Origin of the sequence: Brachybacterium halotolerans (assembly GCF_016623465.1) — a bacterium.
In the GTDB taxonomy this organism is placed as follows: domain Bacteria; phylum Actinomycetota; class Actinomycetes; order Actinomycetales; family Dermabacteraceae; genus Brachybacterium; species Brachybacterium halotolerans.
Genome location: NZ_JAEDAJ010000007.1, coordinates 88570 through 111056, shown reverse-complemented (window position 1 = coordinate 111056; position 22487 = coordinate 88570). Strand labels below are relative to the sequence as shown.

General features: G+C 73.3%; 18 protein-coding genes. 11 read left to right on the top strand and 7 right to left on the bottom strand.

Features of this window, described 5'->3' with window-relative positions; translation table 11 throughout:
• Window positions 1-139 precede the first annotated feature (139 nt).
• The 3 genes from cofE (at window position 140) to I8D64_RS12280 (ending at window position 3782) form a co-directional block, all read left to right on the top strand.
• Entirely contained in the window at window positions 140-1282 is a 1143-nt protein-coding gene (gene cofE, locus I8D64_RS12290) for a coenzyme F420-0:L-glutamate ligase (protein ID WP_200503078.1), read from the top strand.
• Window positions 1279-1983: a TIGR03089 family protein gene (locus I8D64_RS12285; protein ID WP_200503077.1), complete on the top strand. Its 705-nt coding sequence runs from the start codon at window positions 1279-1281 to the stop codon at window positions 1981-1983. Before cofE ends, I8D64_RS12285 begins: the two co-directional genes overlap by 4 nt.
• Before the next feature lie 185 nt (window positions 1984-2168).
• Window positions 2169-3782 carry an HNH endonuclease signature motif containing protein gene (locus I8D64_RS12280; protein WP_200503076.1) on the top strand — a complete coding sequence of 538 codons (1614 nt, stop codon included), beginning with the start codon at window positions 2169-2171 and terminating at the stop codon, window positions 3780-3782.
• 7 nt (window positions 3783-3789) lie between these two features.
• Here I8D64_RS12280 and I8D64_RS12275 read toward each other — a convergent pair whose 3' ends face one another.
• The 4 genes from I8D64_RS12275 to I8D64_RS12260 form a co-directional block, all read right to left on the bottom strand.
• On the bottom strand, window positions 3790-5907 hold the full coding sequence (locus I8D64_RS12275) for a glycosyltransferase (protein ID WP_343068567.1): 2118 nt from the start codon (window positions 5905-5907) through the stop codon (window positions 3790-3792).
• Window positions 5908-5952: 45 nt separating this feature from the next.
• Complete coding sequence (glf, locus tag I8D64_RS12270) at window positions 5953-7113, bottom strand: UDP-galactopyranose mutase (RefSeq protein ID WP_200503075.1); 1161 nt, start codon at window positions 7111-7113, stop codon at window positions 5953-5955.
• 192 nt (window positions 7114-7305) lie between these two features.
• Window positions 7306-8184: a glycosyltransferase gene (locus tag I8D64_RS12265; RefSeq protein ID WP_200503074.1), complete on the bottom strand. Its 879-nt coding sequence runs from the start codon at window positions 8182-8184 to the stop codon at window positions 7306-7308.
• Window positions 8181-9158 (bottom strand): glycosyltransferase, encoded by a 978-nt coding sequence (locus I8D64_RS12260; RefSeq protein WP_200503073.1) that lies wholly within the window; start codon window positions 9156-9158, stop codon window positions 8181-8183. The genes I8D64_RS12265 and I8D64_RS12260 overlap by 4 nt, the downstream gene beginning before the upstream one ends.
• A gap of 233 nt (window positions 9159-9391) precedes the next feature.
• On the opposite strand from I8D64_RS12260, the gene I8D64_RS12255 reads away from it, so the two are divergent.
• Window positions 9392-10768, top strand: a complete 1377-nt coding sequence (locus I8D64_RS12255; protein WP_343068566.1) for an LCP family protein — start codon at window positions 9392-9394, stop codon at window positions 10766-10768.
• A 7-nt stretch (window positions 10769-10775) separates the two neighbouring features.
• Here I8D64_RS12255 and I8D64_RS12250 read toward each other — a convergent pair whose 3' ends face one another.
• Complete coding sequence (locus I8D64_RS12250) at window positions 10776-11486, bottom strand: glycosyltransferase family 2 protein (protein WP_200503072.1); 711 nt, start codon at window positions 11484-11486, stop codon at window positions 10776-10778.
• A gap of 155 nt (window positions 11487-11641) precedes the next feature.
• Here I8D64_RS12250 and I8D64_RS12245 point away from each other — a divergent pair, with 155 nt between their 5' ends.
• Genes I8D64_RS12245 through I8D64_RS12230 form a run of 4 tightly spaced genes read left to right on the top strand, consistent with a single transcriptional unit; the run spans window position 11642 to window position 16503 of the window.
• Window positions 11642-12970, top strand: a complete 1329-nt coding sequence (locus I8D64_RS12245; RefSeq protein ID WP_200503071.1) for a nucleotide sugar dehydrogenase — start codon at window positions 11642-11644, stop codon at window positions 12968-12970.
• Between the two features lie 13 nt (window positions 12971-12983).
• Window positions 12984-13355 carry a DUF2304 domain-containing protein gene (locus I8D64_RS12240; RefSeq protein WP_200503070.1) on the top strand — a complete coding sequence of 124 codons (372 nt, stop codon included), beginning with the start codon at window positions 12984-12986 and terminating at the stop codon, window positions 13353-13355.
• On the top strand, window positions 13352-15349 hold the full coding sequence (locus I8D64_RS12235) for a DUF6541 family protein (protein WP_200503069.1): 1998 nt from the start codon (window positions 13352-13354) through the stop codon (window positions 15347-15349). The genes I8D64_RS12240 and I8D64_RS12235 overlap by 4 nt, the downstream gene beginning before the upstream one ends.
• A gap of 20 nt (window positions 15350-15369) precedes the next feature.
• Window positions 15370-16503, top strand: coding sequence for an acyltransferase (locus tag I8D64_RS12230; protein WP_200503068.1), 1134 nt, complete (start codon window positions 15370-15372; stop codon window positions 16501-16503).
• Window positions 16504-16541: 38 nt separating this feature from the next.
• Here I8D64_RS12230 and I8D64_RS12225 read toward each other — a convergent pair whose 3' ends face one another.
• Together I8D64_RS12225 and wecB are read right to left on the bottom strand one after the other, a co-directional pair.
• Window positions 16542-17708 carry a glycosyltransferase family 4 protein gene (locus I8D64_RS12225; RefSeq protein WP_200503067.1) on the bottom strand — a complete coding sequence of 389 codons (1167 nt, stop codon included), beginning with the start codon at window positions 17706-17708 and terminating at the stop codon, window positions 16542-16544.
• Window positions 17705-18772: a non-hydrolyzing UDP-N-acetylglucosamine 2-epimerase gene (gene wecB / locus I8D64_RS12220; protein ID WP_200503066.1), complete on the bottom strand. Its 1068-nt coding sequence runs from the start codon at window positions 18770-18772 to the stop codon at window positions 17705-17707. The genes I8D64_RS12225 and wecB overlap by 4 nt, the downstream gene beginning before the upstream one ends.
• 80 nt (window positions 18773-18852) lie before the next feature.
• On the opposite strand from wecB, the gene I8D64_RS12215 reads away from it, so the two are divergent.
• The 3 genes from I8D64_RS12215 to I8D64_RS12205 are packed head-to-tail and all read left to right on the top strand — an operon-like array spanning window position 18853 to window position 22483.
• A complete protein-coding gene (locus I8D64_RS12215) occupies window positions 18853-20235 on the top strand; it encodes a glycosyltransferase (protein ID WP_200503065.1) in 1383 nt (460 codons plus the stop codon).
• A complete protein-coding gene (locus tag I8D64_RS12210) occupies window positions 20232-21374 on the top strand; it encodes a glycosyltransferase (protein WP_200503064.1) in 1143 nt (380 codons plus the stop codon). Before I8D64_RS12215 ends, I8D64_RS12210 begins: the two co-directional genes overlap by 4 nt.
• On the top strand, window positions 21371-22483 hold the full coding sequence (locus I8D64_RS12205; protein ID WP_200503063.1) for a glycosyltransferase family 2 protein: 1113 nt from the start codon (window positions 21371-21373) through the stop codon (window positions 22481-22483). The genes I8D64_RS12210 and I8D64_RS12205 overlap by 4 nt, the downstream gene beginning before the upstream one ends.
• The last annotated feature ends 4 nt before the right edge of the window (window positions 22484-22487 follow it).

Below are 22487 nucleotides of genomic sequence, written 5' to 3'. Positions count from 1 at the left end.
CGCTTCACGTCGTGAGGCCGCTCCATGGCGACCGACGGGGTTCGGGACGAGGCGGGGGGAGCCGCCGGGATACAGCCTAAAATACACCCGTGTAACTCGGCCCCGTCAAGCCGGTGCACGCCCGCGACCAGGAGATGCGATGACCACGACCCCTCCCGCCGAGCCCGTGGGGCCCGCCCAGCCGTCCGCTTCGTCCGGTCTCCGCGTGCTGCCGGTGGTCGGACTCGGCGAGGTCCGTGCGGGTGACGACGTCGCCGCGCTCCTGCTCGGCGCGCTCGAGGCCTCCGGGGTCGCCCTCTCCGACGACGACGTGCTGTGCGTGTCCACCAAGATCATCTCGAAGACCAGGGGTCTCGTCATCCCCGCCGAGGGCAAGCAGGAGGCGATCGCGGAGCAGACCGTGCGCCTCGTCGCCCGCCGACGCCACGTGCGCACCACCACCTCGATCGTCGAGGTCCCGGCGGGCCCGGTGATGGCCGCCGCAGGCATCGACGGCTCGAACTCCCCCGGCGGCCTCCTGCTCCTGCCCGGGGACCCGGACTCCGAGGCGGAGGAGCTGCGCGCGGCGCTCGTGCGCGCCACGGGCAGGCGCCTCGGGGTGGTCCTCTCCGACACCTCCTCGCGCATCTGGCGGGTGGGCGTCGGCGACATCGCGCTCGGCGCGGCGGGGCTGCGCGCGCTCGAGGACCTGCGCGGGAGCACCGATGCCGACGGCCGCCCCCTCCACGTCACCGTGCGCGCGCTGGCCGACGAGATCTCCGCGGCGGCGGACCTCGTCAAGGGCAAGGCCAGCGGTGTGCCGGCGGTCGTCGTCCGCGGCCTCGGAGGCGTCGTCGTCGATCCGGCCGACGCCGTCCCCGCGCGCGCCCTCAGCCGCACGGGGGAGGACGACTGGTTCCGCCGCCCGAGCCTCGAGTCCGTCTGGCAGGCCCTCGGCATCGCGGCCGAGCACGAGCCGGTCGCGGCGATGGACCCGGAGTCCGACGCTCTGCGCCTGCACCGCGCGATCGAGATCGCGCGCACTCCTGCACGGACGGCTCCCCGTCCGTTCCCCTCCACGTCCACCACGCCCTCCCACGCGCCGATCCTCGAGGACGAGGGACCCGGGCCGACGGGACGGCTCGCGCTGGTGGTGCGCCCGCACGACGATCGGGGAGCGTCCTGGGCGGCCGCCGGCGAGTTCGCGGAGCGCCTGCGCACCGCGATCGGGGCCGAGTCCATCGCCCGCGACCTTCCCGTCGACGTGCGCGTCGAGGGTCCCCGCGCGAGGATGGAGCCATGACCTCCGCCTCGTCCCCTCTCCCGCTCCCCTCCCTCCAGGTGCTGCTCTCCTCCCTCGAGGCGCTCGGCCCGCGGCCCGCCCTGGTCTGGTACGGGGAGCAGGGTCGGATCGAGCTCTCGGGACACGTGCTGGCGAACTGGGTGATCAAGACCGTGGGCCACCTCGACGCCGAGGTCATGCTCGAGCGCGACGACCTCGTGCTGCTCGACCTCCCGCCGCACTGGAAACGCCTCGTGCTCGCCCTCGCCGCCTGGGGTCTGGGCGCACGCGTCGCGATCGGCGACGGCCCGGGCTCCGACCCGGCGCTCCCCGCCGACGCCGAGGTGCGCGTACTGGCCACGGACCGCCCCGGCTCCGCGGCGCGCGCCGACGACGCCGACGAGGTCCTCGCCCTGGATGCACGCTCCCTCTCGCTGCGCTTCGACGGCGAGCTGCCGCCGCTCGTCCACGACTGGGCCCAGGAGGTCCGCGCGCACCCGGATCACCTCTCGGTGCCGCTCGGACCCTGGGCGGGACCCGAGCCCTCGCCGCTGCCGACCTCCCTCATCGAGGCCCCGGGATCCCGTCTCCTGGCCGCGGCCGACGGCCTCGCCGACCCGTCCGCCCTGCTCGCGGCACTGCTCGACGGCCGCGGGATCGTCGGCCCGGCGGAGTCGGTCACGCCGCACCAGGCGCAGCAGGAGGACGCGCGCGAGGCGTAGTCGCCTCCGCCCCCTCCCTCGCCGTCGGGGCCCGCCGTTCCTCCCCACTCCCCCGTCGTCCACATCCTCCGCATGCCTGTCCGGAATGTCCCACCCTCGTGATGTGCTGAGGTCTGGTCGTCCCGCGGGGCCTGCGTGGTTCACGGTCGGGACGGCAATCGACGGACGGCGACGAGGGGGTCGTGATGAGCACGGTGATGGAGGGACCGCCCGCAGCGAGCAGCGCTGAGAGCGGCGGGAGCGGTGGCACGGTGCCGCCCGAGGACGGCCCCCGCCTGCTCGACGACGCGGAGGCCGAGGAGCTCGCGACCCGGATCCAGGCGCATGCCGCGCACGTCGCGGAGGCCGAGTGCGCGCTGCTGGACCTCATCGGCGAGTTCGACGCGGGCGAGGGGACCCGCTGGTACGTGGGCGTGAAGTCGCTCGCGCACTGGCTGGGTTGGACGTGCTCGATGACGCCCGGCACCGCCCGCGAGCACGTGCGGGTCGCCCGGGCGCTGCGCGGGATGCCGCTGACCCACGAGGAGTTCGCCCGGGGCCGCCTGTCCTTCTCCAAGGTGCGGGAGATGACCCGCGTGGCGGGCCTCGTCGACGAGGAGACGCTGGTGCTGCTCGCGCGGGAGATGACGGCCGCGCAGCTCGCCTCTGCGCTGCGCGCATACCGGGCCGCGGAGGGCACGCGGATCCCGCAGGAAGCCCGCCGCGAGGCCTCGTGGCGGATGCGGGAGGACGGGATGATCGAGGTCCGCGCGGTCCTGCCCGCCGAGGTGGGCGCGGAGGTCGTCGCGGCGCTCGACCTCGCGACGCAGCGCGAGCAGGACGCAGGCGACGTTCCCGCGGACGCCGAACAGGATGTCCCGCCGATCATCGAGCAGACCCGGGCCGACGCCCTCGTCGACATGGCCCGCGCCTACCTCGACACGACGCCCTCCGACCGCAGCGGCGAGGACCGGCATCTCGTCGTCGTCCATGCGACACCGGACATGCTGGTGTCCGGGGACCCTCGGGGATCGGAACTGCACGAGGGGTCCGTCGGACCAGACCGCTCGGAGCCCACTCGGGATCTGACAGTCCTGGCAGTCGGTGACGTTCCCGCGGGAACGCCTGCGACAGACGCCGGTACGCATTCAGCCACCCGCCCTGATGCGTCCGCCGCGTCCCCTCCCCTCCGGAACCGCTGCGAGATCGTGGGTGCGGGGCCCCTCGAGGCCGCCACGGCGCAGCGGCTTGCCTGCACAGGGCTGATCGCCCTGCTGGTCACCGGTGAGAACGGCGAGATCCTGCACCTGGGACGCACTCGCCGTCTCGCATCCCGCGCACAGCGGCGCGCCCTGCGCGTCGCCCAGCGCACGTGCGGCTTCCCTGGCTGCCATCAGACGAGGCACCTCGACGCCCACCACCTTGCGCCCTGGTCGAGCGGCGGCGGCACAGACATCGAGAACCTCGTGCTGCTGTGCCGGCGCCATCACGTGCTCGTCCACGAGGGCGGGCTGATGATCCGGCCGGCGCGAGCATCGGCGCCGCATGCGCCGACCGACGGTCCGCGCTTCGATGTGCTCGACTCCACGGGGACGCCCGTCCAGGCGTACTGGCCGCACGTGCTCGAGCAGGCGGTCATCGTCCCGCTGGAGCCGGAGCACCCGCTAGTGCGGGACGGCGAGAGCGGTCCTCGCTACCAGTGGGGCGAGGGGGACACGAGGATCGCGCCGACGACCGCCGGCTTCGGATTCCGTCTGCGGGACGTCGTCGATGCGCTGTCCGAGTCCGACCCCGACCCCGACCCCGACCCCGACGAGTGAACAGCTCTCAGGCGACGGGCTCGCTCGCCGACCCCGAGTCCTTCTCCGTCTCCGTCGTCTTCTCCTGCGCGTCCTGCGCCCTCACGGGAGCGGGGTTCGCGGCGAAGGTCCTCTCCCAGGCCTCGAAGGAGGTGAGCTCCGCGGCGGCCCGACGGTACTGACGACGCAGGTCGTTCCAGTGGCGGTAGAGGTCCGCATGGGTGTGCAGGCTGCGGGTGAGCATCTCCCGCACGTGATCGGGCCGGCGCTTGTACCAGGCGAGCTTCGTGCCGTCGGCGTTGGAGACCACGGCGCTGTCGTAGTGGCTGAGCGTCCACCACTTCGCGTCCAGGTGCGGGATCTCGGCCTGCGGGTGCAGCCGCGAGGTCTCGCGCGGCGGAGCGAACATCTGCCGGGCCATCGTGCGCGCGGCCCACAGCGGCAGCCGGGAGCGGCGCGGCGGCGCGAATCCGCGGCCCTTGCGCGGGGGCTTGGCCATGCGCACGGCCGGGAACTGCTGGGCGTCGGTGAGCGTCGCGGAATCGTCGTACTGCTTGGCCATCGCGCGCAGCTCGGGCAGCTTGGTCCCGATCTGGTCGTGCAGGCCGTCGGGCCCGCGCAGCACGTCCTCCTGCGCCATCAGCCGCGCGGACTCGGTGTAGTACTGCATGGAGATCATGTGCTTGAAGTCGATGCTCTGCGACTCGGTGATCACATGGCCGCCGCGCTCGTAGACCGAGTGCAGGAGCGCGGTGATGATGCGGTTGCGCTCGTGGAAGTAGACCTGCCAGTCCAGGGCATCGCTCTTGTCGGTCCAGGTGATGTGCCAGACCGCGGCGCCGGGCAGGGACACCGTCGGGTAGCCGGCGGCCTTCGCGCGGAGCCCGTACTCGGCGTCGTCCCACTTGATGAACACGGGCAGGCTGAGGCCGATCGCGCGCACGGTCTCGGTGGGGATCAGGCAGGTCCACCAGCCGTTGTAGTCGACGTCGGCGCGGCGGTGCAGCCACGGCGTCGAGCGCAGCGGCTCGAAGCCGAAGTCGTGGCCGAGGCGTCCTCCGGGGCTGACCACGCGCGGCTGGATCGCCCACGGGTCGACGCCCTCGCCGAAGGCGTGCAGCACCGAGCGGTTGTTCAGGTCGAACATGTGCGCGCCCACGAGCATGGGCGTGGTCGTGAAGTCCGCGAAGGTCAGCATGCGCAGCAGCGACTCGGGCTCGATGTCGATGTCGTCGTCGCAGTTGATGACATAGGTCGAGCGCCCGTTGGTCGCCGCCTCGTACATGCCGCGCGAGAAGCCGCCGGAGCCGCCGATGTTGCCCTGCTCGATGATCTGCAGCTGCTCGCCCATCGCCGCCTGCAGCGGCGCGAGCTCCTCGTGGTCGCTGAGACGGTCGGATCCCTGGTCGACGACGTACATGGCGTCCAGCCGCTCGCGCAGGTCGTCGTCGCGGCTGATCAGGCCGATGTTGTCCAGGCAGTAGGACACCTTGTTCATCGTGGTCATGCCGATGGAGAAGGTGCCCTCGGTGCGGGCGAGGTCGGCGTCGGCGGTCCACTGGGCGTTCACGACGGCGACGGGGTCCGCCCCCGCGATCACGTCGAACCAGTACCAGCCGCCGTCGCCGAAGGCCGTCAGCGGCAGCTCGAAGACCGATTCCGTGTTCTCGCGCACCGTGCGGAACTCGTGGCGCTGGATCGCTCCGCGCGCGTTCGAGCGGTAGACGATGACCTGGCCGCTGCCGGAGGTGCTCACCGTGAGCCGCACGGAGCGCACGGGCGTCCAGCGTCGCCAGTAGCCGGCGGGGAAGGCGTTGAAGTACGTGCCGAACGAGCGCACCGAGTGCGGGCCGACCTCGATGCTGTGGCGCGCGCTGAGCTCGTCGACGTCCGTGGTCGGGTTCTCCGCGCTGGGGGCGGCGGCCTCGTGGGTCTCCTCCTCCTCGCCGCCGAGGCCGAAGGAGGCCGTCGAGATGCCCGAGCGGGCCGTGTGGGACTCGACGTAGAGGGGCACGATGTCCGGCGTCGGCACGAGCGGCATGATGAGCCGCTGGATCACGCGCTGCGGGGTCGACGGGGTGTTCGTGCCGTCGGCCTCCTCCGCGGAGGAGGGCATGGCTGTCGCAGGGGTGCTGGTGATGCTCACTGTGGGGGTCCTCCCGGCCGGCCACTCAGGGGCGCGGCTGATCGTTCACTGGCGAAGCAGGTCGGCCAGCTTGTTGTCCACGAGGCTCAGGGCAGAGCCGATCGCCATGTGCATGTCGAGGTACTTGTAGGTGCCCAGGCGACCGCCGAACAGGGTGCCCGGCTCGGCGTCCGCCATCTCCCGGTAGGCCAGCAGGGTCTCGCGGTCCGTCCCCGAGTTCACGGGGTAGTACGGCTCGTCCTCGCGCGCCGCGAAGCGGGAGTACTCGCGCTGGATGACGGTGCGGTCCGCGGGGTAGTCGCGCTCGGGGTGGAAGTGGCGCGGCTCGATGATGCGGGTGAAGGGGATGTCCGCGTCGGCGTAGTTCATGACCGACGTGCCCTGGAAGTCGCCCGTGCTCTCGAGGTGCTCGGTCTCCAGGTCGATGGTGCGCCACTTGAGGTCGCCCAGCTCGTAGTCGAAGTAGCGGTCGACGGGCCCCGTGTAAATCACCGGGAGCTGCCCGCGCACGGCGTCGCGGTGGTACTCCTGCGTGGTGTCGAAGTAGTCCGTGCCCAGCCGCACCTCGATGTTGGGGTGGTCGGCCATGCGCTCGAGCCAGGCCGTGTACCCCTGGGCCGGCAGACCCTCGTGGGTGTCGTTGAAGTAGCGGTTGTCGTAGGTGTAGCGGACGGGCAGGCGGGAGATGATCCCCGCGGGCAGGTCCTTGGGGTCCGTCTGCCACTGCTTGCCGGTGTAGTTCTTGATGAACGCCTCGTAGAGGGGCCGGCCGATGAGCGAGATCCCCTTCTCGTCGAGGTTCTCGGGGTCGGTGCCCGCGAGCTCGCCGGCCTGCTCGGCGATCAGCGCCCGCGCCTCGTCGGGCGAGTAGGAGGCGCCGAAGAACTGGTTGATCGTGCCCAGGTTGATCGGCAGCGGGTAGACCACGCCCTTGTGGTTCGTATAGACCTTGTGGACGTAGCCGGTGAACTCCGTGAAGCGGTTGACGTAATCCCACACGCGCTCGTTCGAGGTGTGGAAGAGGTGCGCCCCGTACTTGTGGATCTCGATCCCGGTGGTCTCGTCGACCTCCGAGTAGGCGTTGCCGCCGATGTGGTCGCGGCGGTCGATGATGACGACCTTCGCGCCGTGCTCGACGGCTGCGCGCTCGGCGACCGTCAGTCCGAAGAGGCCGGAGCCGACGATCAGCAGGTCAGGAGACGCCACGGGGATACCTTTCGACGGGTGCTCGATCGCGACCACCCTAGCCCAGCGCTGCGGCGCGTCCGCGCACTTCAGAGCCCTGATCAGGGCATGGCGTGCATGCTCCACCGGACGCTCACGGAGGCGTCACCGCCCGGCCGATCCGATGTCACCGGGTGTTCACCCGACGTCGGGGCGGGCGAGGCTCAGGTCACGTCAGTGCATGCGCTCCACGAGCAGGCGGTACCCCAGCCGGCGCATCCAGCCGGGCGCGAAGCGGTAGGCCCCGCGGCGCGCGAGGTTCACCGCCGCCCCGGACGGCGTGGTGATGCCGTCGCGCAGGAAGGTGCGCTGCAGGCGCAGGTCCGAGCGGAACATGCGGGCGCCGCCGCGGCGGGCGAAGAGGTCCTCGTCGACCCGGTAGTCCACGAGCACCTCGGGGAGGTTCGCGCTGCGCGCCCCGCCCAGCAGCATGCGCTCCCACAGCCAGTAGTCCTCGAGGTGGTCGAGCTCGAGGTAGCCGCCGACGGCGAGCGCGGCCTCGCGGCGCATCATCACCGCCGGGTGCTGGAAGGGGCTGTGGCGCGGGAGGTAGGCGAGGATCTCGGCGTGCGTCAGCGGCCGCGTGCGCAGAGGGCCGGTGCCGACGGGCACCGCGTCGGAGAACTCCTGGAGGGTGCCGCTGAGCAGGTCGAGGCCGTCCTCCTGCATCGCGCCGACCTGCAGGGCGAGGCGCTCGGGGCGGCAGAGGTCGTCGGCGTCGGCGCGGGCCACGAGCGCCGTGTCCGCGGCCTCGAGGCCGCGCTGGAGGGTGAGGGCGAGGCCTTGGTGGTCCTCGGCGCGCAGCACCCGGGCGGGACCGTGCTCGCCGGATTCGATCGCGGCGACGACGACGTCGAGCTCGGGGGGCAGCGGCCCGTCGATGCTCAGCAGCAGCTCGGCCGGCGCGAGGGTCTGCTGGGTGGTCGCGGAGGCGACGGCCGCCGCGAAGCGATCGGCCCTGTCGCCGCGCCAGACGGGCATGAGCACGGTGACGTCGCGGGCGACGGGCCGGTCCGACGGAACGGGGCCGTCCGACGGGGTGGTCGCGCTCATCGCCCGGCGGACCGCTCGACGCGGGCGATCGAGGACGCCGCCCCGGGGTCCTGGTCGAGGACCTGTGCGCCGGGGCGGGGGCCTCCGCGCAGGGCGTCGCGCAGACCGCGAGCGCCGACGCGGGCGAGCTCGGGATGGCGCACGAGCTGGCGCAGCCATCCGCGCACGGTGCTCCCGCCGTACATCGCGCGCTCCCAGAGGGTGAACGACCGCGTGCGGGTGAGCGCCCACAGGCGGTTGCGGACGTCGAAGTAGAAGCGGTCGCCCGGGGAGGCCTGCGCGTTGGCGAAGACCTTCGTGCGGTGCTCGACGACGGAGGCGGGGACGTGGATGCCGCGCCCGCGGCGCAGCAGGCGGCCCGTGTGCTCGAAGTCGTCGGACCAGATGAAGTAGCCCGCGTGCGGGAGGCCCAGGCGGCGCACGTCCTCGGCCCGCAGGAGCACCGAGACATAGCTCGCGGTGCGGATCGGGTACCCGCCGGCGGCCTGCGCATCGGCCCGCTCCTGAGCGCTCGCGCCCACGCGCAGGCGCGGCAGGTTCATGGGGTGGGCACGGCCGTCGGTCCACACGGCCCGGGAGCTCAGCACGGACAGACGCGCGGGAGAGGCGTCGATCGCGTCCGTGAGGGCGGCCAGGGCGCCCGGCCGCGGGATGGTGTCGTCGTCCATGAGCCACACCCAGTCGGCGCGGTGCTGCTCGAGCGCGCGGGCGATGCCGGTCGCGAAGCCGCCGGCTCCGCCGACGTTCTCGTGCAGGTGCACCACGTCGGCCCCGATCGGGTGGGCGTCGGCCACGCTCCCCGAGGCGTCGGTCGAGGCGTTGTCCACGACCACGACCGCGTCGGGCCGACGGTCCTGCGCCGCGAGCGCATCGAGGCAGGACTCGAGCAGCTCGGCGCGGTTGTACGTGACGACGACCGCGACGACTCTCACACCGCTGCTCGCGGCGTCTCGCGTGATGGGGGCGTCCTGCACGGGGTCTCCTCCGGGTCTGCGGGCGAAGGGCAGGTCACGGCGGCGCCTCCGCGTGCGTCGAAGTCTACGGAGAGCGCCCCGTGTTCACCCAGCCGTCCGGGCGCGCGCCACGAACACGTCACGTCCGCGCCGCGCAGCCGCTGGGCGCTCGGAGATCCCGGGGCTAGTCTGTCGGGCACGCGCGCCGACCCCGCTTCCCCCTCGTCGGCGCACACGACGGAAGGATCCTGCCCGTGGACGACCGGGACGAACGCTCGGCACGCCCCTCCGACCAGGAGGACCCGTTCGAGGACACCCCTCGCGCTGATCCCGCCCGCGGCGGCGCGCGCCCTCGCGCACCACGACCCGGCGCACCGCGCCGGCCCACTCCGCGCTCGCGGGCCCGCGCCGGCAGCAGCGTCCAGGCCGTCGGCCCCGCCTCGCGCGCACGCACCGGACAGCCCGAGCAGCCCACGCGAGCCCTCCCCGTGAGCGAGAGGGCGCCGCAGGGCCCCTCCGCGCAGCAGGGCTCCTCCCCCGCCTCCCCGTCCCGTCCGTCCTCCCGCCAGGCCGCCCCGGTGCATCACCACGAGGGCGCCGGCTCCGCGGGCAGCGGCGCGGCCGTCCCGCCCTCGGGCCCCCAGGGACCGGACCAGCCCGGCGGACCGCAGCGGCCCGGCGGCCCCCGTCGGCGCTCCCGCATCCCGCGGCCGATGCGGCTGGGCATGACCCTCGTCGCCCTGTTGCTCGTGATCGTGCTGGGGTGGGGCGCCGGACTCGCCCTCTGGGCCAACTCGCGGATCGAGCACGTCGACGCGCTCTCGGGCGCGGCGGACACGCCCGGCACGACGTACCTCATCGCGGGCTCGGACGCCCGCGGCGGCAAGAGCGTCGCCGATGACGGCACCGAGGGCGGGCGCGCCGACACGATGATGCTCCTGCACCGCGCCGCCAACGGGAAGTCGTACCTGGTCTCCCTGCCGCGCGACACCCTCGTGGACATCCCCGGGCACGGGAAGTACAAGCTCAACGCCGCCTACTCCTTCGGCGGGCCGAAGCTCATGGTCAAGACCGTGGAGGAGTTCACGGGGATGACCATCGACCACTACGTCGAGGTGGGCTTCGACGGCGTCACGGACACCGTGGACGCCGTGGGCCACGTGAACCTGTGCATCGACAAGGACGTGGACGACAAGAAGTCCGGGCTGAAGATGACCAAGGGCTGCCACGACGTCGGCGGGGAGCAGGCGCTCGCCTATGTGCGCGCCCGCTACTTCGACCCCACGGCCGACATCGGCCGCCAGGCCCGCCAGCAGCAGTTCGTCGCCGCGCTCATGGACCGCGTGACCTCGCCGGCGGTGCTGCTGAACCCCTTCGCGCAGGCGAAGCTCGCCGGCGCCGGCTCGGGCGCCCTGCTGACCGACGACCACACGGGCCTCGTGGACCTGGGACGGGCGGGGCTGGCCATGCGCCGCTCGATGAAGGACGGCACGAACCTGTCGATCCCGATCGTCACCGAGAACTACCAGACCAACAACTCGGGCGTCGCGATCCTCACCGACGAGACCGAGACGAAGCAGTTCTTCTCCTCGATCGAGGACGGCACCGCGACCGCGAAGTCCGGGGACTGAGCGGGGCTCAGCGGAAGAGCATGTCGATGACGATGTTCACCGAGTTGAGCATCGACTGGCCCTTCTGCTTCGAGTAGTCGGTGTAGAGGATGTGCACCGGGTGCTCGCGCACGCTCAGGCGCAGCCTCCCGATCTCCTCGACGATCTCGGAGGCGTGCGCCATCCGGTTCTGCTCGATGGTGATCCGGCGGCAGGCGCCGCGGCCGATCACGCGCAGACCGTTGTGGGCGTCGGTGAGCCTCACGCCGGTGGTGAGGTTCGTGTAGCGCACGGCCGCGCGCAGCACGAGGCGCTTGAGCAGGCCCGGGCGCGTGCGCTGGTCGAGGAAGCGCGACCCCAGCACGAGGTCCACGTCCTCGCGCTCGCGCAGGCCGATCATCGCGGAGGCGTCGTCGACCTGGTGCTGGCCGTCGGCGTCGAAGGTCACGACCTGGCGCATCGCGGGATCGCGCAGCGCATAGTCGATGCCGGTCTTCAGGGCGGCGCCCTGACCCATGTTGAAGGGGTGACGCACCACGGCCGCCCCGGCCTCGGCCGCGATCTCCGCGGAGCCGTCGCGGCTGCCGTCATCCACGCACACCACGAGCGGATAGCGGCGGCGCAGCTCGGTGACGACGTCGGCGATGACCTGGGCCTCGTTGAACAGGGGGATGACGAACCACGTCGAGGTGACGCCCGGATCCGCCTGCTCGACGGTCCCGTCGGGGGACTCACTCATCCACTTCCTCCCGGGACGACGTCCGCGCTGGGTGCGCTCAGGCCCAGGACGATACCCTGTCCACCGGGGACGATCCCGCGCTCGCACGCCGGGCGCGCCCCGTCCAGACAGCACGTCACATCCGCGCTCCCGCGCGCGGGAGGAAGCAGGTACCGGTGAACACAGCCGTCGTCGCTCTCGGGAAGATCGGGCTGCCGCTCGCCGTCCAGTTCGCCGAGGCCGGGAGCCAGGTGGTGGGCGTCGACGTGAACCCGCGCCAGGTCGAGGCGATCAACGAGGCCCGCGAGCCCTTCCCCGGCGAGGCCCATCTCGCCGAGAAGCTCGCCGAGCTCGTCCCCTCCGGGCGCCTGCGCGCGACCACCGACTACGCCGAGGCGATCCCCCAGGCCGACACCGTGGTGCTGGTGGTCCCGCTGTTCGTGGACGAGGAGACCTCCGAACCGGACTTCGGCTGGATGGACGAGGCGACCTGCTCCCTGGCCCAGCACCTCACCGCGGGCACGACGGTCATCTACGAGACCACCCTGCCGGTGGGGACGCTGCGCGGCCGCTTCGCCCCGATGATCGAGGAGATCTCCGGCCTCACCCAGGGCGAGGACTTCTTCATGGTCTTCTCCCCCGAGCGCGTGCTCACCGGGCGCGTGTTCGCGGACCTGCGCAAGTACCCGAAGCTGATCGGCGCGATCGACGACGAGGGCACCCGGCGCGCGCGCGAGTTCTACGAGTCGGTGCTCACCTTCGACGAGCGCCCCGACCTCGCCCGCCCCAACGGCGTGTGGGACCTGGGCTCCCCCGAGGCGGCAGAGCTCGCGAAGCTCGCCGAGACCACCTACCGCGACGTGAACATCGCGCTGGCCAACGAGTTCGCCCTGTTCGCGCAGGACAACGGCATCGACGTCTACAAGGTGATCGAGGCCTCCAACTCCCAGCCGTACTCGCACATCCACCAGCCCGGCATCGCCGTGGGCGGGCACTGCATCCCCGTCTACCCGCGCCTGTACCTCTCGACCGATCCGCACGCCGAGACCGTGCGCACGGCCCGCGCCCTGAACGCCTCCGTGCCGGCGCGCCTCGTGCAGCGCGCGGAGGAGCTGCTCGGATCGCTCGCGGGTCTGCGGGCCGTGGTCCTCGGCGCGTCCTACCGGGCGGGCGTCAAGGAGACGGCGTTCTCGGGCGTCTTCCCGGTCGTCGCGGAGCTCCAGCGCCGCGGCGCGCAGGTGAGCGTGCAGGACCCGTTCTACTCCGACGAGGAGCTCTCCTCCTTCGGCTGGGCCGCCTGGCACCGGGGCGAGGACGCCGACCTGGTGATCGTCCAGACCAACCACCCGGAGTACCGGGAGCTCGGCGCGGGCGACGTCCCGGGCGTCCGCCTCGTCGTCGACGGCCGCGACATCACCACCGCCGAGAACTGGCAGGGCGTGCCCCGCCTCGTCCTCGGCGACGGGTCGGCCTCGACCCACGACGAGCCCTCCGACAGGGGCTGACGTGGTGGGCGCGATGGGGTCGACGCTCGTCATCCAGATCCTGCTGATCCTCGGGATCCTGGGGATCACGTTCTGGCTGTTCCGCACGCGCGGGGCCCGGCAGCTGGCCGTGCGGCGACTGCTGATCCTCGGCTTCGCGCTGTTCGCTGTCGCCGCCGTCGTCTCCCCCCGCCTGCTCACGCGCGTCGCCCACCTGGTGGGCGTGGGCCGCGGCGCCGACCTGCTGCTGTACGCGACCGTGATCGTCCTGCTGGGCGTCATCGCCCTGCAGGAGGTCCGCGCGAAGAACGAGGAGAAGCGCATCACCTACCTCGCCCGCCGGATCGCCCTGGACGAGGCCGAGCAGCCCGCCGCCTACCGCGAGCGCACGCAGGGCGGCGCATGACCGACCTGCTGCTGGTGGTCGCGGGGATCGTGGTCCTCGCCGCAGCCGTCGTCCCCGGGTTCCTCGCCGTGCGCGTCCTCGGCGGCGGGCGTCTGCTCGCCCTCGCGCTCGCCCCCGCCCTGGGCTCCGCGATCGCGGGCGTGGGGGCGGTGATCGCTGGGAAGGCCGGCGTGCCCTGGTCGCTCGCGACCTTCGGGGTGCTCTCCGCGCTCATGATCGCGATCGGGCTGCTCGCCCGACGCCTGGGCCTGCGCCTGCCGGCGACCGTGCTCGACGGGCGCCCTGTCGTCGAGGGCTCCGACGGGGCCGACGCCTCCGACGGGCCCGCTCTGCGTCGTCGTGTCCCGGGAGGCCCCTGGTGGATCCTCGGTGCGGCGCTCGTCGCGATCGTCCCGATCGCCTATGCGGCGGGAGGGGCCGACCGGGTCCTCGAGCGCTGGGACACCCTCTACCACCTCTCCGCCCTCGAGCGGATCCGCGAGACGGGCGATGCGTCGTCCCTGGTGATCGGCACGGTCGCGAGCACGACCGGAGCGCCGAACCCCTACCCCGGCGGATTCCACGCGCTCGCCTCCCTGGTCCCGCTGGTGCCGATCCCGGTGCTGCTGAACGCCGCGTGCCTGGTGCTCGCCGTGGTGCCGTGGGTGAGCGGGCTGGCCCTGCTCGCCCGGGCCCTGTGGCCCGAGGTGAGCTGGGGACCATTCGCGGCGAGCGTCGTCGGCCTGCTCGCCCCCGCGGCGCCGTGGGACGAGTGGATCCATCTCTCGGCGATCCCGAACATGGTGGGCTTCGCGATGCTGCCCGGCATGACGGCGGCGATCGTCGCCCTCTGGGGCGCCCTGCTGAAGGAGGCCACCGGTGAGGGGCCGGGCGACGGTCCCGCTCCCGGGCACGGGATCCCCGGTCGGCCGGTGCTGCGGCATCTGGCCTCCGTGCTCGCGCTCGGCGGTGCGGGTCTGGGCCTCGCGCTCATGCACCCGAACGTCGCCGTCACGGCCCTGCTGCTGATCGCCGCGCTCAGCGCAGTGACCGCCCTCCCCCACGCCCGGCGCCGTCCCTGGCTGCTCGCCGTGCCGATCGCGGCGCTCGTTCCCGTCGGCCTGCTCTCCTGGACTCCCCTCGCCGCGGTCGTCACCGACTTCGGCGGAGGGCTGAAGGTCTCGTGGTGGACAGGGCTGGGCGAGCTGCTGCTCGGCCTGCTCACGGTCTGGCCGATGGCGCTGGGAGTCATCCTCGCCCTGCTCTGGTGGCCGGGGCTCGTGGTCTCCTGGCGCAGCCCGCAGCGCTGGCTCGTGATCGCCTGGATCGTGATGGGCGTGCTCTACTTCGACTCCGCGATCGACTCCCCGCTGAATCTCTCGACCCTCTACTACCGCGGCCAGGACCGCCTCTCGATGCCGGTCACGATGCTCACCAGCGTGCTCGTGATCCCCGGCCTGCGCGCCTGGTCCCGGGTGATCGCGCCGCACGGCGAGAAGATCCCGCGCTGGGGCGCCGCCGTGCTGACTCTCCTGGCAGTGGTCGCGGCCGCGAGCTCCGTGCCCACCCGGATCGACAACGCCCAGCTGAATCTGGCCTGGACCTCCGAGGGACGCGGCCGCTTCCTCCAGCAGGACGAGGTCGAGGCCTGGGCGAGGGCCGCCCCGGAGATGGACACGAGCAAGAAGGTGCTCGCGAGCCCGTTCTCCGGCGCCTCGCACATGTACGCGATCCACGGCCAGCAGGTGTACTACCCCGTCGCCGGCATGGCCCTGACCTCGCAGGACAGGGCACTGCTCTACGCCATCTCCGGATCGAACGGCCCCGTTCCGCTCGCCGAGCAGTGCCGGATGCTCGACGACGCGAACGTCGGCTACATCTACAAGGAGTACACGACCTACTCGTGGTCCTCCACGTTCGACCTGGTCAACCGCGCCTCCCAGGACCTCGGCACCACCGTGTTCACGACCGACCACTCCCAGTTGATCCGCGTCGACTGCGACTCCGGCACCTGAGAGGACCGCGCTCGACCGGTATGACCTCCTCCGTCCCCTCGCCGGCGCCGGCCGCCCCGGCGCGCGAGTACCTGCCCCTCCTCGACGTCCTGAGGATCACCGCGATCCTCGGCGTCGTGCTGGTGCACGTGGTGGGAGGCGGCGTCGAGGCCGGGACCGTCGGGATCGGCGTGACCGCGCTCGACATGGCCGCCTCCGCCGCCGTCCCCGTCTTCCTCATGATGACCGGCGCCCTGAACCTGCATCCCGCCGCCCACCGGCGCGGTCCGGGAACCTTCTGGCGGCGGCGCGCGGTGCGCGTGGTGCCCGCGCTCGTGGTGTGGTCGGCCGTCTACATGCTGCTCGTCGACCCGCTCGCGGGGGCCGACATCTCGCCCGGCATCGCGCTCGACGAGATCATCACCGGCAGGACCGCCGTCCATCTGTACTTCCTCTGGGCGGTCCTCGGCCTCTACGCGATCGCGCCCGTGATCGCGGCGTTCCTGCACGAGCGCGCGGCGCGCGAGGGCCGACGGGCCTGGTGGATGGGCATCCTCGCCTGCGGCTGGACCGCGCTCGCCTTCGCCCTGCCCTTCCTCACGGCCGGGCCGACGGCGGGCAGGGCCCTCGACGGGCTCTCGCCGCACCGGCCGCTCGAAGCGGGCGCCCTCACCTTCGGACTCGCCTTCGCGGGCTTCTTCGTGATCGGACGGGCGGCCGTCGTGGCCCCTCCCGGCCGGCGCACGGGGGCATGGCTGCTCGCACTCACCCCCGTGTGCGTCATCGCGCTCACGGCCGTCTACGAGGCGGGCCGGGGCGGGGCGGGTGCCGGATCGGACTCCGCGGCCGACGCGTGGATCGCGGTGCTCGGCTCCGGCTACACCTCGCCGCTGGTCATGGTGTATTCGATCGCCCTGTTCGCGGGCGGGACCGCGCTCGCGCTGCGGTGGCGGGTCGGACCGCGCGCCCAGCACGTGCTGCGCACGCTCGGCGACGCGACCTTCGGGGTGTTCCTCGCGCACTTCGCGGTCCTCGTGCTGCTGCGTCAGCTTCCGTGGATGGGCGATGGGAACGAGCTGGGGCAGATGGCGGTCGCGTACCTGGTCGTGGTGCCGGTGTCCTTCACGATCTCCCTGCTCGCGCAGAGGATCCCCGGGGTGCGCCTGGTCTTCTGAGCGGCGGGTCCTGAGCGGCGGGTCCTGAGCGGCTGGATCTAGCGCGCCGCCTCGAGGACCGCCTCGGCGGCGCGCTCGGCGGCGCCCTGCAGGGAGGCGTTCTCCAGGGTCCAGCTGCGCAGGTGCTCCGACGTCGGCCGCTCCTCGCCCGCGAGCGCGGCGAGCATCGAGGCGGCGACGGCGGCGGGGTCGTAGGCGCTCGCCCAGCCCAAATCCGCATCGCGCACCCGCTCGAAGGCCGCGCCCTCCCCCGCGTGGATCACGGGCGTTCCCGAGGCGGTGGCCGCGTAGATCTTCGTGGGCAGAGCGAACTCGTAGCCCAGGCCCGGGGTGATCGAGCTCAGCCCGGCGACCGCTCCGCGCAGCACGCGCGACATGTCCGCGGGGGCGAGACGGCCCCGGAACTCGACGCCCTCGATGCCCTCCTCGGCCACCTTCCGCGCGAGGGCCTCCTTGCCGCTGCCCTCGCTGAAGAACAGCAGGCGGGCGTCGGGCCGCTCGGCGCGCACGCGCGCGAAGGCCTCGACGAAGACGTCGGCCCCCTGCCACTCGGAGACCGTTCCGCCGTAGACGAAGTACGGGCCCTGCGAGGTCTCCTCGACGGGCTGCGGCCCCTCGGGCGTGAAGGTGTCCGTGTCGATGCCGTTGCCGACCATCGTGAGCGAGGGGCGAGGGCCGATGAGCGCGGCGACCCGGTCGTCGACCCCCGGGGAGATCGTGAGGACCTTCGCGGCCCGCTTCCAGCTGGTGGTCTCCATGAGCCGCACCGCCGCGCGGATCGGAGCGGGGACGCCCTCCACGCTCTCGGTCGCATCCGACCAGACGTCGGCCGCGTAGAAGACCGTCGGGACCCGGCGCAGCACGCCGAGCACCGTCGCGACCAGGCCCGTCGTGGGCGGCGGCTCGGCGATGATCACGTCCGGCCGCCGCCGCAGCAGAAGGCGCAGGGCGAGCGGCACGTCGAAGCTCATGTAGCAGAGATAGCCGCGCACCTGCTGCTGGTGGTCGCGCTTGACGGGGAAGCGCGAGACATGGCGCACCCGGTCCCTCCCGGTGACGCCGCGCGGGGGCCGTGTGGTGAGGACCGTGACCTCGGCCCCCGACTCCTCGAGGGCGCGCACGAGCGCCTCCTCGCGGAAGGCCGCGGCGACGGCCTCGGGGGTGAAGACGCGGGTCGCGAGGACGATACGGGGCGGCCGGCTCATCGGGTGCGCTCGCGCAGGGCGTCGACGACGCGCTCGGCGGCGTGCCCGTCGCCGTAGTGGTCGGGGCGCTCGGCCGTGGGCCGGGGTCGCTCGAGGGCCCGTGCGAGGCCCGCCGGGTCGGGGACCAACTGGTTCCAGCCGTCCTCGAGGGTCTCGACCCATTCGGTCTCGGTGCGCACGGTGGCGCACGGGGTGCCCAGCAGGTACGCCTCCTTCTGGAGGCCACCGGAGTCGGTGACCACGGCGCGGGCTCGGGACACGGCGGCCACGAGGTCGGCGTACGCGAGCGGATCGCCCACGTGCACGCTGCCGCCCCCGAGCGCGAGGCCGGCCTCGCGGGCCTTCGCGACCAGGCGGGGGTGGGCGAGCAGGGCGATGGGGAGGGGCGAGGCCCGGAGGGCGCCGAGGACGGCCGCGAGGCGTTCGGGGTCGTCGGTGTTGTCGGCCCGGTGGATGGTGGCGACCGCGAAGTCGCCCGCGGGGTCGATGCCCGTGGGAAGGTGCAGCGGCTGGTCGGCGACGGAGGCGGTCACCCGCAGGCAGACGTCGGTCATCACGTCCCCGACCACGAGGGTGCGGGAGCCCAGGCCCTCGCCCTCGAGGTGCTCGCGGGCGACCTCGGTGGGAGCCAGCAGCAGATCGGCCGCATGGTCGGTGAGCACGCGGTTGTGCTCCTCGGGCATGCGGCGGTTGAAGGAGCGCAGGCCGGCCTCGAGGTGCGCGACCCGCACGTGCATCTTCACCGCGGCGAGGGTGCCCGCGAGCGTCGAGTTGGTGTCGCCGTAGACGAGCACCCAGTCCGGCTGCTGCTCCTCGAGCACCTCGTCCATCGCGGAGAGCATCGCGCCGGTCTGGCGGCCGTGGCTGCCCGAGCCCGCGCCCAGGTTCACGTCGGGCGCGGGGATGCGCAGATCGGCGAAGAAGACGTCGCTCATGGCGGCGTCGTAGTGCTGCCCGGTGTGGACGATGACGTGCTGGACGTCGTCCCGCTGCGCGGCGGCATCGGCGACCGCCGCGAGCTTCACGAACTGCGGGCGTGCACCCACGACGGACAGGATCTTCATCGGGCTGGTTCTCCTGGGGGCTCGGGGACGATCGCGCAGGTACAGTGTGCCCGACCCACGATATTCGTCCCAGGAGCGCCATGCCCGAGCCTGCCCCCGCGCCGCCCGTCGCGGTCCTCGTGCACAACGATGCCGCGAACGACTCGCGAGTCCTCAAGGAGTCGGCGTCGCTGCGCGCGGCGGGCATGGACGTGCGCATCATCGCCGTCGAGCGCCGGTTGAAGGGGCACGCCGCGGGCATCACGCAGCTGGCGGGCGGGATCGCCCTCGAGCGCGTCCCCGAGTTCGCCCTGGAGCGGATCGCCCCGCAGCTCACGCGGCTGACGCGGCGCGGCAGGGACGCGGGCGCGGCGGAGCCGGCGCCCGCGTCGGCCGATGCCTCCTCCTCGTCGGCTCCCGCTCGACCCCGGTGCCTCGCCGCCCGCGTGTCCGCCCGTGCGCGCCGCGCCGGGACCGCCGTCGCCGGGGACCTCGGCAGGCGCGCCTACCGCACGATCGAGCTGGGCACCTTCTGGTGGCGCTCGGCCCGCGCCGCCCGGGGCTTCGCGCCCGACGTGATCCACGCGAACGACACGAACACCCTGGTCCCGGCCTTCGCCGTGCAGCTGCTCGCCCGCCGCGAGGGGCGCCGTGTGCGGATCGTCTTCGACTCCCACGAGCTCTGGCGCCATCGCAACGTGGGCGAGCGCCGCCTGCTCGCGCCGCTGCTCGAGGCGCTCATCGAGCACATCGCCGTGCCGCGGGCGGACGCGGTGATCACCGTCTCCCCCTCGATCGCCGACTGGCTGCAGCGCACCTACGACCTGCGCTCCCGTCCGCTGCTGGTGCGCAACGTGCCCGCCGCCGGGCCGCTGCCCGAGCGCGCGGCCGGTGTGCTGCGCGAGCGGGCCGGCCTCGCCGAGGACGATCTCGTGATCGCCTACGGCGGCCGTCTCACCACCGCCCGCGGCATCGAGGAGACCATCGCCGCGCTCCCCCACCTGCCCGCGCGCGTGCACTTCGTGCTGCTGGGATACGGCGAGGCCGATTACGAGCGCTCGGTCCTCGCGGCCGCGCGCGCCGCCGGCGTCGCGGACCGGGTGCACCTCGTGGGCGCGGTCGCCCCTGCGGAGGTCTCCGCGGCTCTGGCCGACGGGGACGTCGCGGTGGTGCACGTGCAGCCCGTGTGCCTGTCCTACCGCTTCGCCCTGCCCAACAAGCTCTTCGAGTCGATCCGCGCGGGCCTGCCGATCGCCGCCGCGGATCTCCCGGACATGCGCGCCGTGGTCGAGGAGCTGGGGGTCGGGGAGGTCTTCGAGGGCTCCGACCCGGTCGAGCTCGCCGCCGCCCTGCAGCGGATCCTCGCCGCCCCGGAGGTCTACCGCCGGCGGGCGCGCGAGGCCGCCCCGGGCCTCACCTGGGAGGCCGAGGCCGCCGGGCTGCTCGAGGCGTACCGCCTGGTGCTCGCCGGGGAGGACGCATGAGAGCCACCCTGCTGACCACCTGGTTCCCCACGCAGGCGGCTCCGTCGCGCGGGTCCTTCGTGGTGCGCGACGCGCGCGCGATCGCCGAGCACGCCCAGGTGCGGCTCGTGCATCTGGTCCCGCCCGGCGACGACGACGGCACCCGGCGGCTCGTGCACGAGGGGCTGGACGTGCTGCGGATCCCCATGGATCCGCGCCGTCCGGATCAGGTGCTGCGCGCCGCCCGGGTGCTCGGACCGGCCTTCGACGGCGCCGACGTGGTCCATTCGATGGCCTTCTCGACGCTGCTGCCGCTCGCCCTGCGGCGGCCGCGGGCGCCCTGGCTGCACACCGAGCACTGGTCGGCGCTCACCACGCCGGAGACCCTGCGGGCCCCCGCGCGGGTCGCGCTGCCGGCGCTCTCCCGCCTGCTCGCGAAGCCGGATCGGGCGACGGCCGTGTGCGAGTACCTCGCCGAGCCGCTGCGCGTCGTGCGGGGGCACCGGCCCACCGACGTGGTCCCGTGCATCGTCGACCCCGGGGCCCTGGTCCCTCGCCGGGATCGGGCCGACGGGTCGCTGCGGCTGGTCTCCACGGGCGGCCTCATCGACCGCAAGGATCCCCTGGTCGCCGTGGGCACCGTGGCCGAGCTGACGATCCGCGGCGTGGACGCGCACCTGACCTGGCTCGGGGAGGGCCCGCTGCGCGAGGAGACGCTCGCCCTCGCGCGCGAGCTCGGGATCGAGGAGCGGATCGCGCTGCCGGGCACGGCGAGCGCCGCGGGAGTGCGCGAGGCCCTGGGGGACGCCGACCTGTTCTTCGGGCCCACGCGGGCCGACAACTTCTTCGTCTCCGCCGCCGAGGCGATCGTCGCGGGGCGCCCCGTGGTGCTCGGCGCGACGGGAGGTCAGGGAGAGTACGTCGAACCCACCGTCGGCTCCCTCATCGACGCGCAGGATCCCGTGCGCTACGCGGACGCGATCCTCGACGTCGACGCGCGCACGCGGGAGCTGAGCAGCGAGGACATCGCCGCGACCATCGGCAACCGCTTCTCGACGCAGGCCGTCGGCGCCGCCTACGCCGCGCAGTACACGCGACTGCTGGACGAGGCCGAGGACGCCGCCGGTCGCGGCGACGCCGGGACGGGGATGCAGCGATGACGCCCCTCAGCTCCCCCGCGAAGCCCGTCGACGTCGTCATCGCGTGCCACACGCCCGAGCGTCCCGTGGGCCGCGCCGTCGCCTCGATCCTCGAGGGCAATGCCGAGCACGCGAACGTGGTGGTCGTCGCCCACAACCGACCCGCCGACGAGATCCTCGGCGCGATCCGACCCGAGCACCGGGACCGGGTGAGGATCCTCGAGCACCGCGACGGGTTCCGCTCCGCCTCGGGTCCGTTCAACGCCGGGATGTGCGACGGCACCGCGCCGTTCGTCGCGATCATGGGCTCGGACGACACCCTGGCCGCGGGCGCCGTCGCCTCCTGGCTCGCCGTGCAGGAGCGCACGGGCGCAGAGTTCGTCATCACCCGCCTCGCCCTCGGCACCGCCGGCCGTGGGGTGCCCACCCCCGCGGCGCGGATGCTGCGCGGGGGCCTCGCGGACCTCGCCCGGGATCGTCTCGCCTACCGCTCGGCGCCGCTGGGTCTCATGAGCCGGGCGATGCTCACGCGCACCGGGGCGCATCTCGTGGAGGGCGCGACCGTGGGCGGCGACGTGGGCATGGTGACGCAGCTGATGGCGACCGTGCCCACCGCCTACGACCGCTTCGGCCCTCCCTACGTGATCGGCGAGGACGCCGGGGACCGCGTGACCTACGTGATCCGTCCGATGCGCGAGCAGCTCGGCTTCTTCCCCGATCTGCTCGAGGCCGACTGGTTCGGCGTGCTCCCCCGCCCCGCCCGCCGCGCGATCGGCACGAAGCTGCTGCGCATCCACGTGTTCGGCGCCGTCTTCTACCGCCAGGACGCCGAGATCTGGACGCACGAGGAGCGCGAGGCTCTCGCGGAGATCTCGGCCGACGTCCTGCGCCGCGCCCCCGGATGCGCCCGCCCGCTCTCGCGGGCCGATCGCCGACTGCTCGATGCGTGCCTGGACCCCGGGATCGGGGCCGAGGAGCTCATGGCCGCCGCGCGCGATCGGCGTCGGCACGGGCGCCCCGCGACGCTGCTGCCCCGCGAGATCACCCAGGTGCTCGACCGCGAGGCGCCGCCGCGGTTCATGGCCGCGTCGCTCGCCGTGCAGATGCTGCCGCGGGTGCGACGGGGCTGAGGTG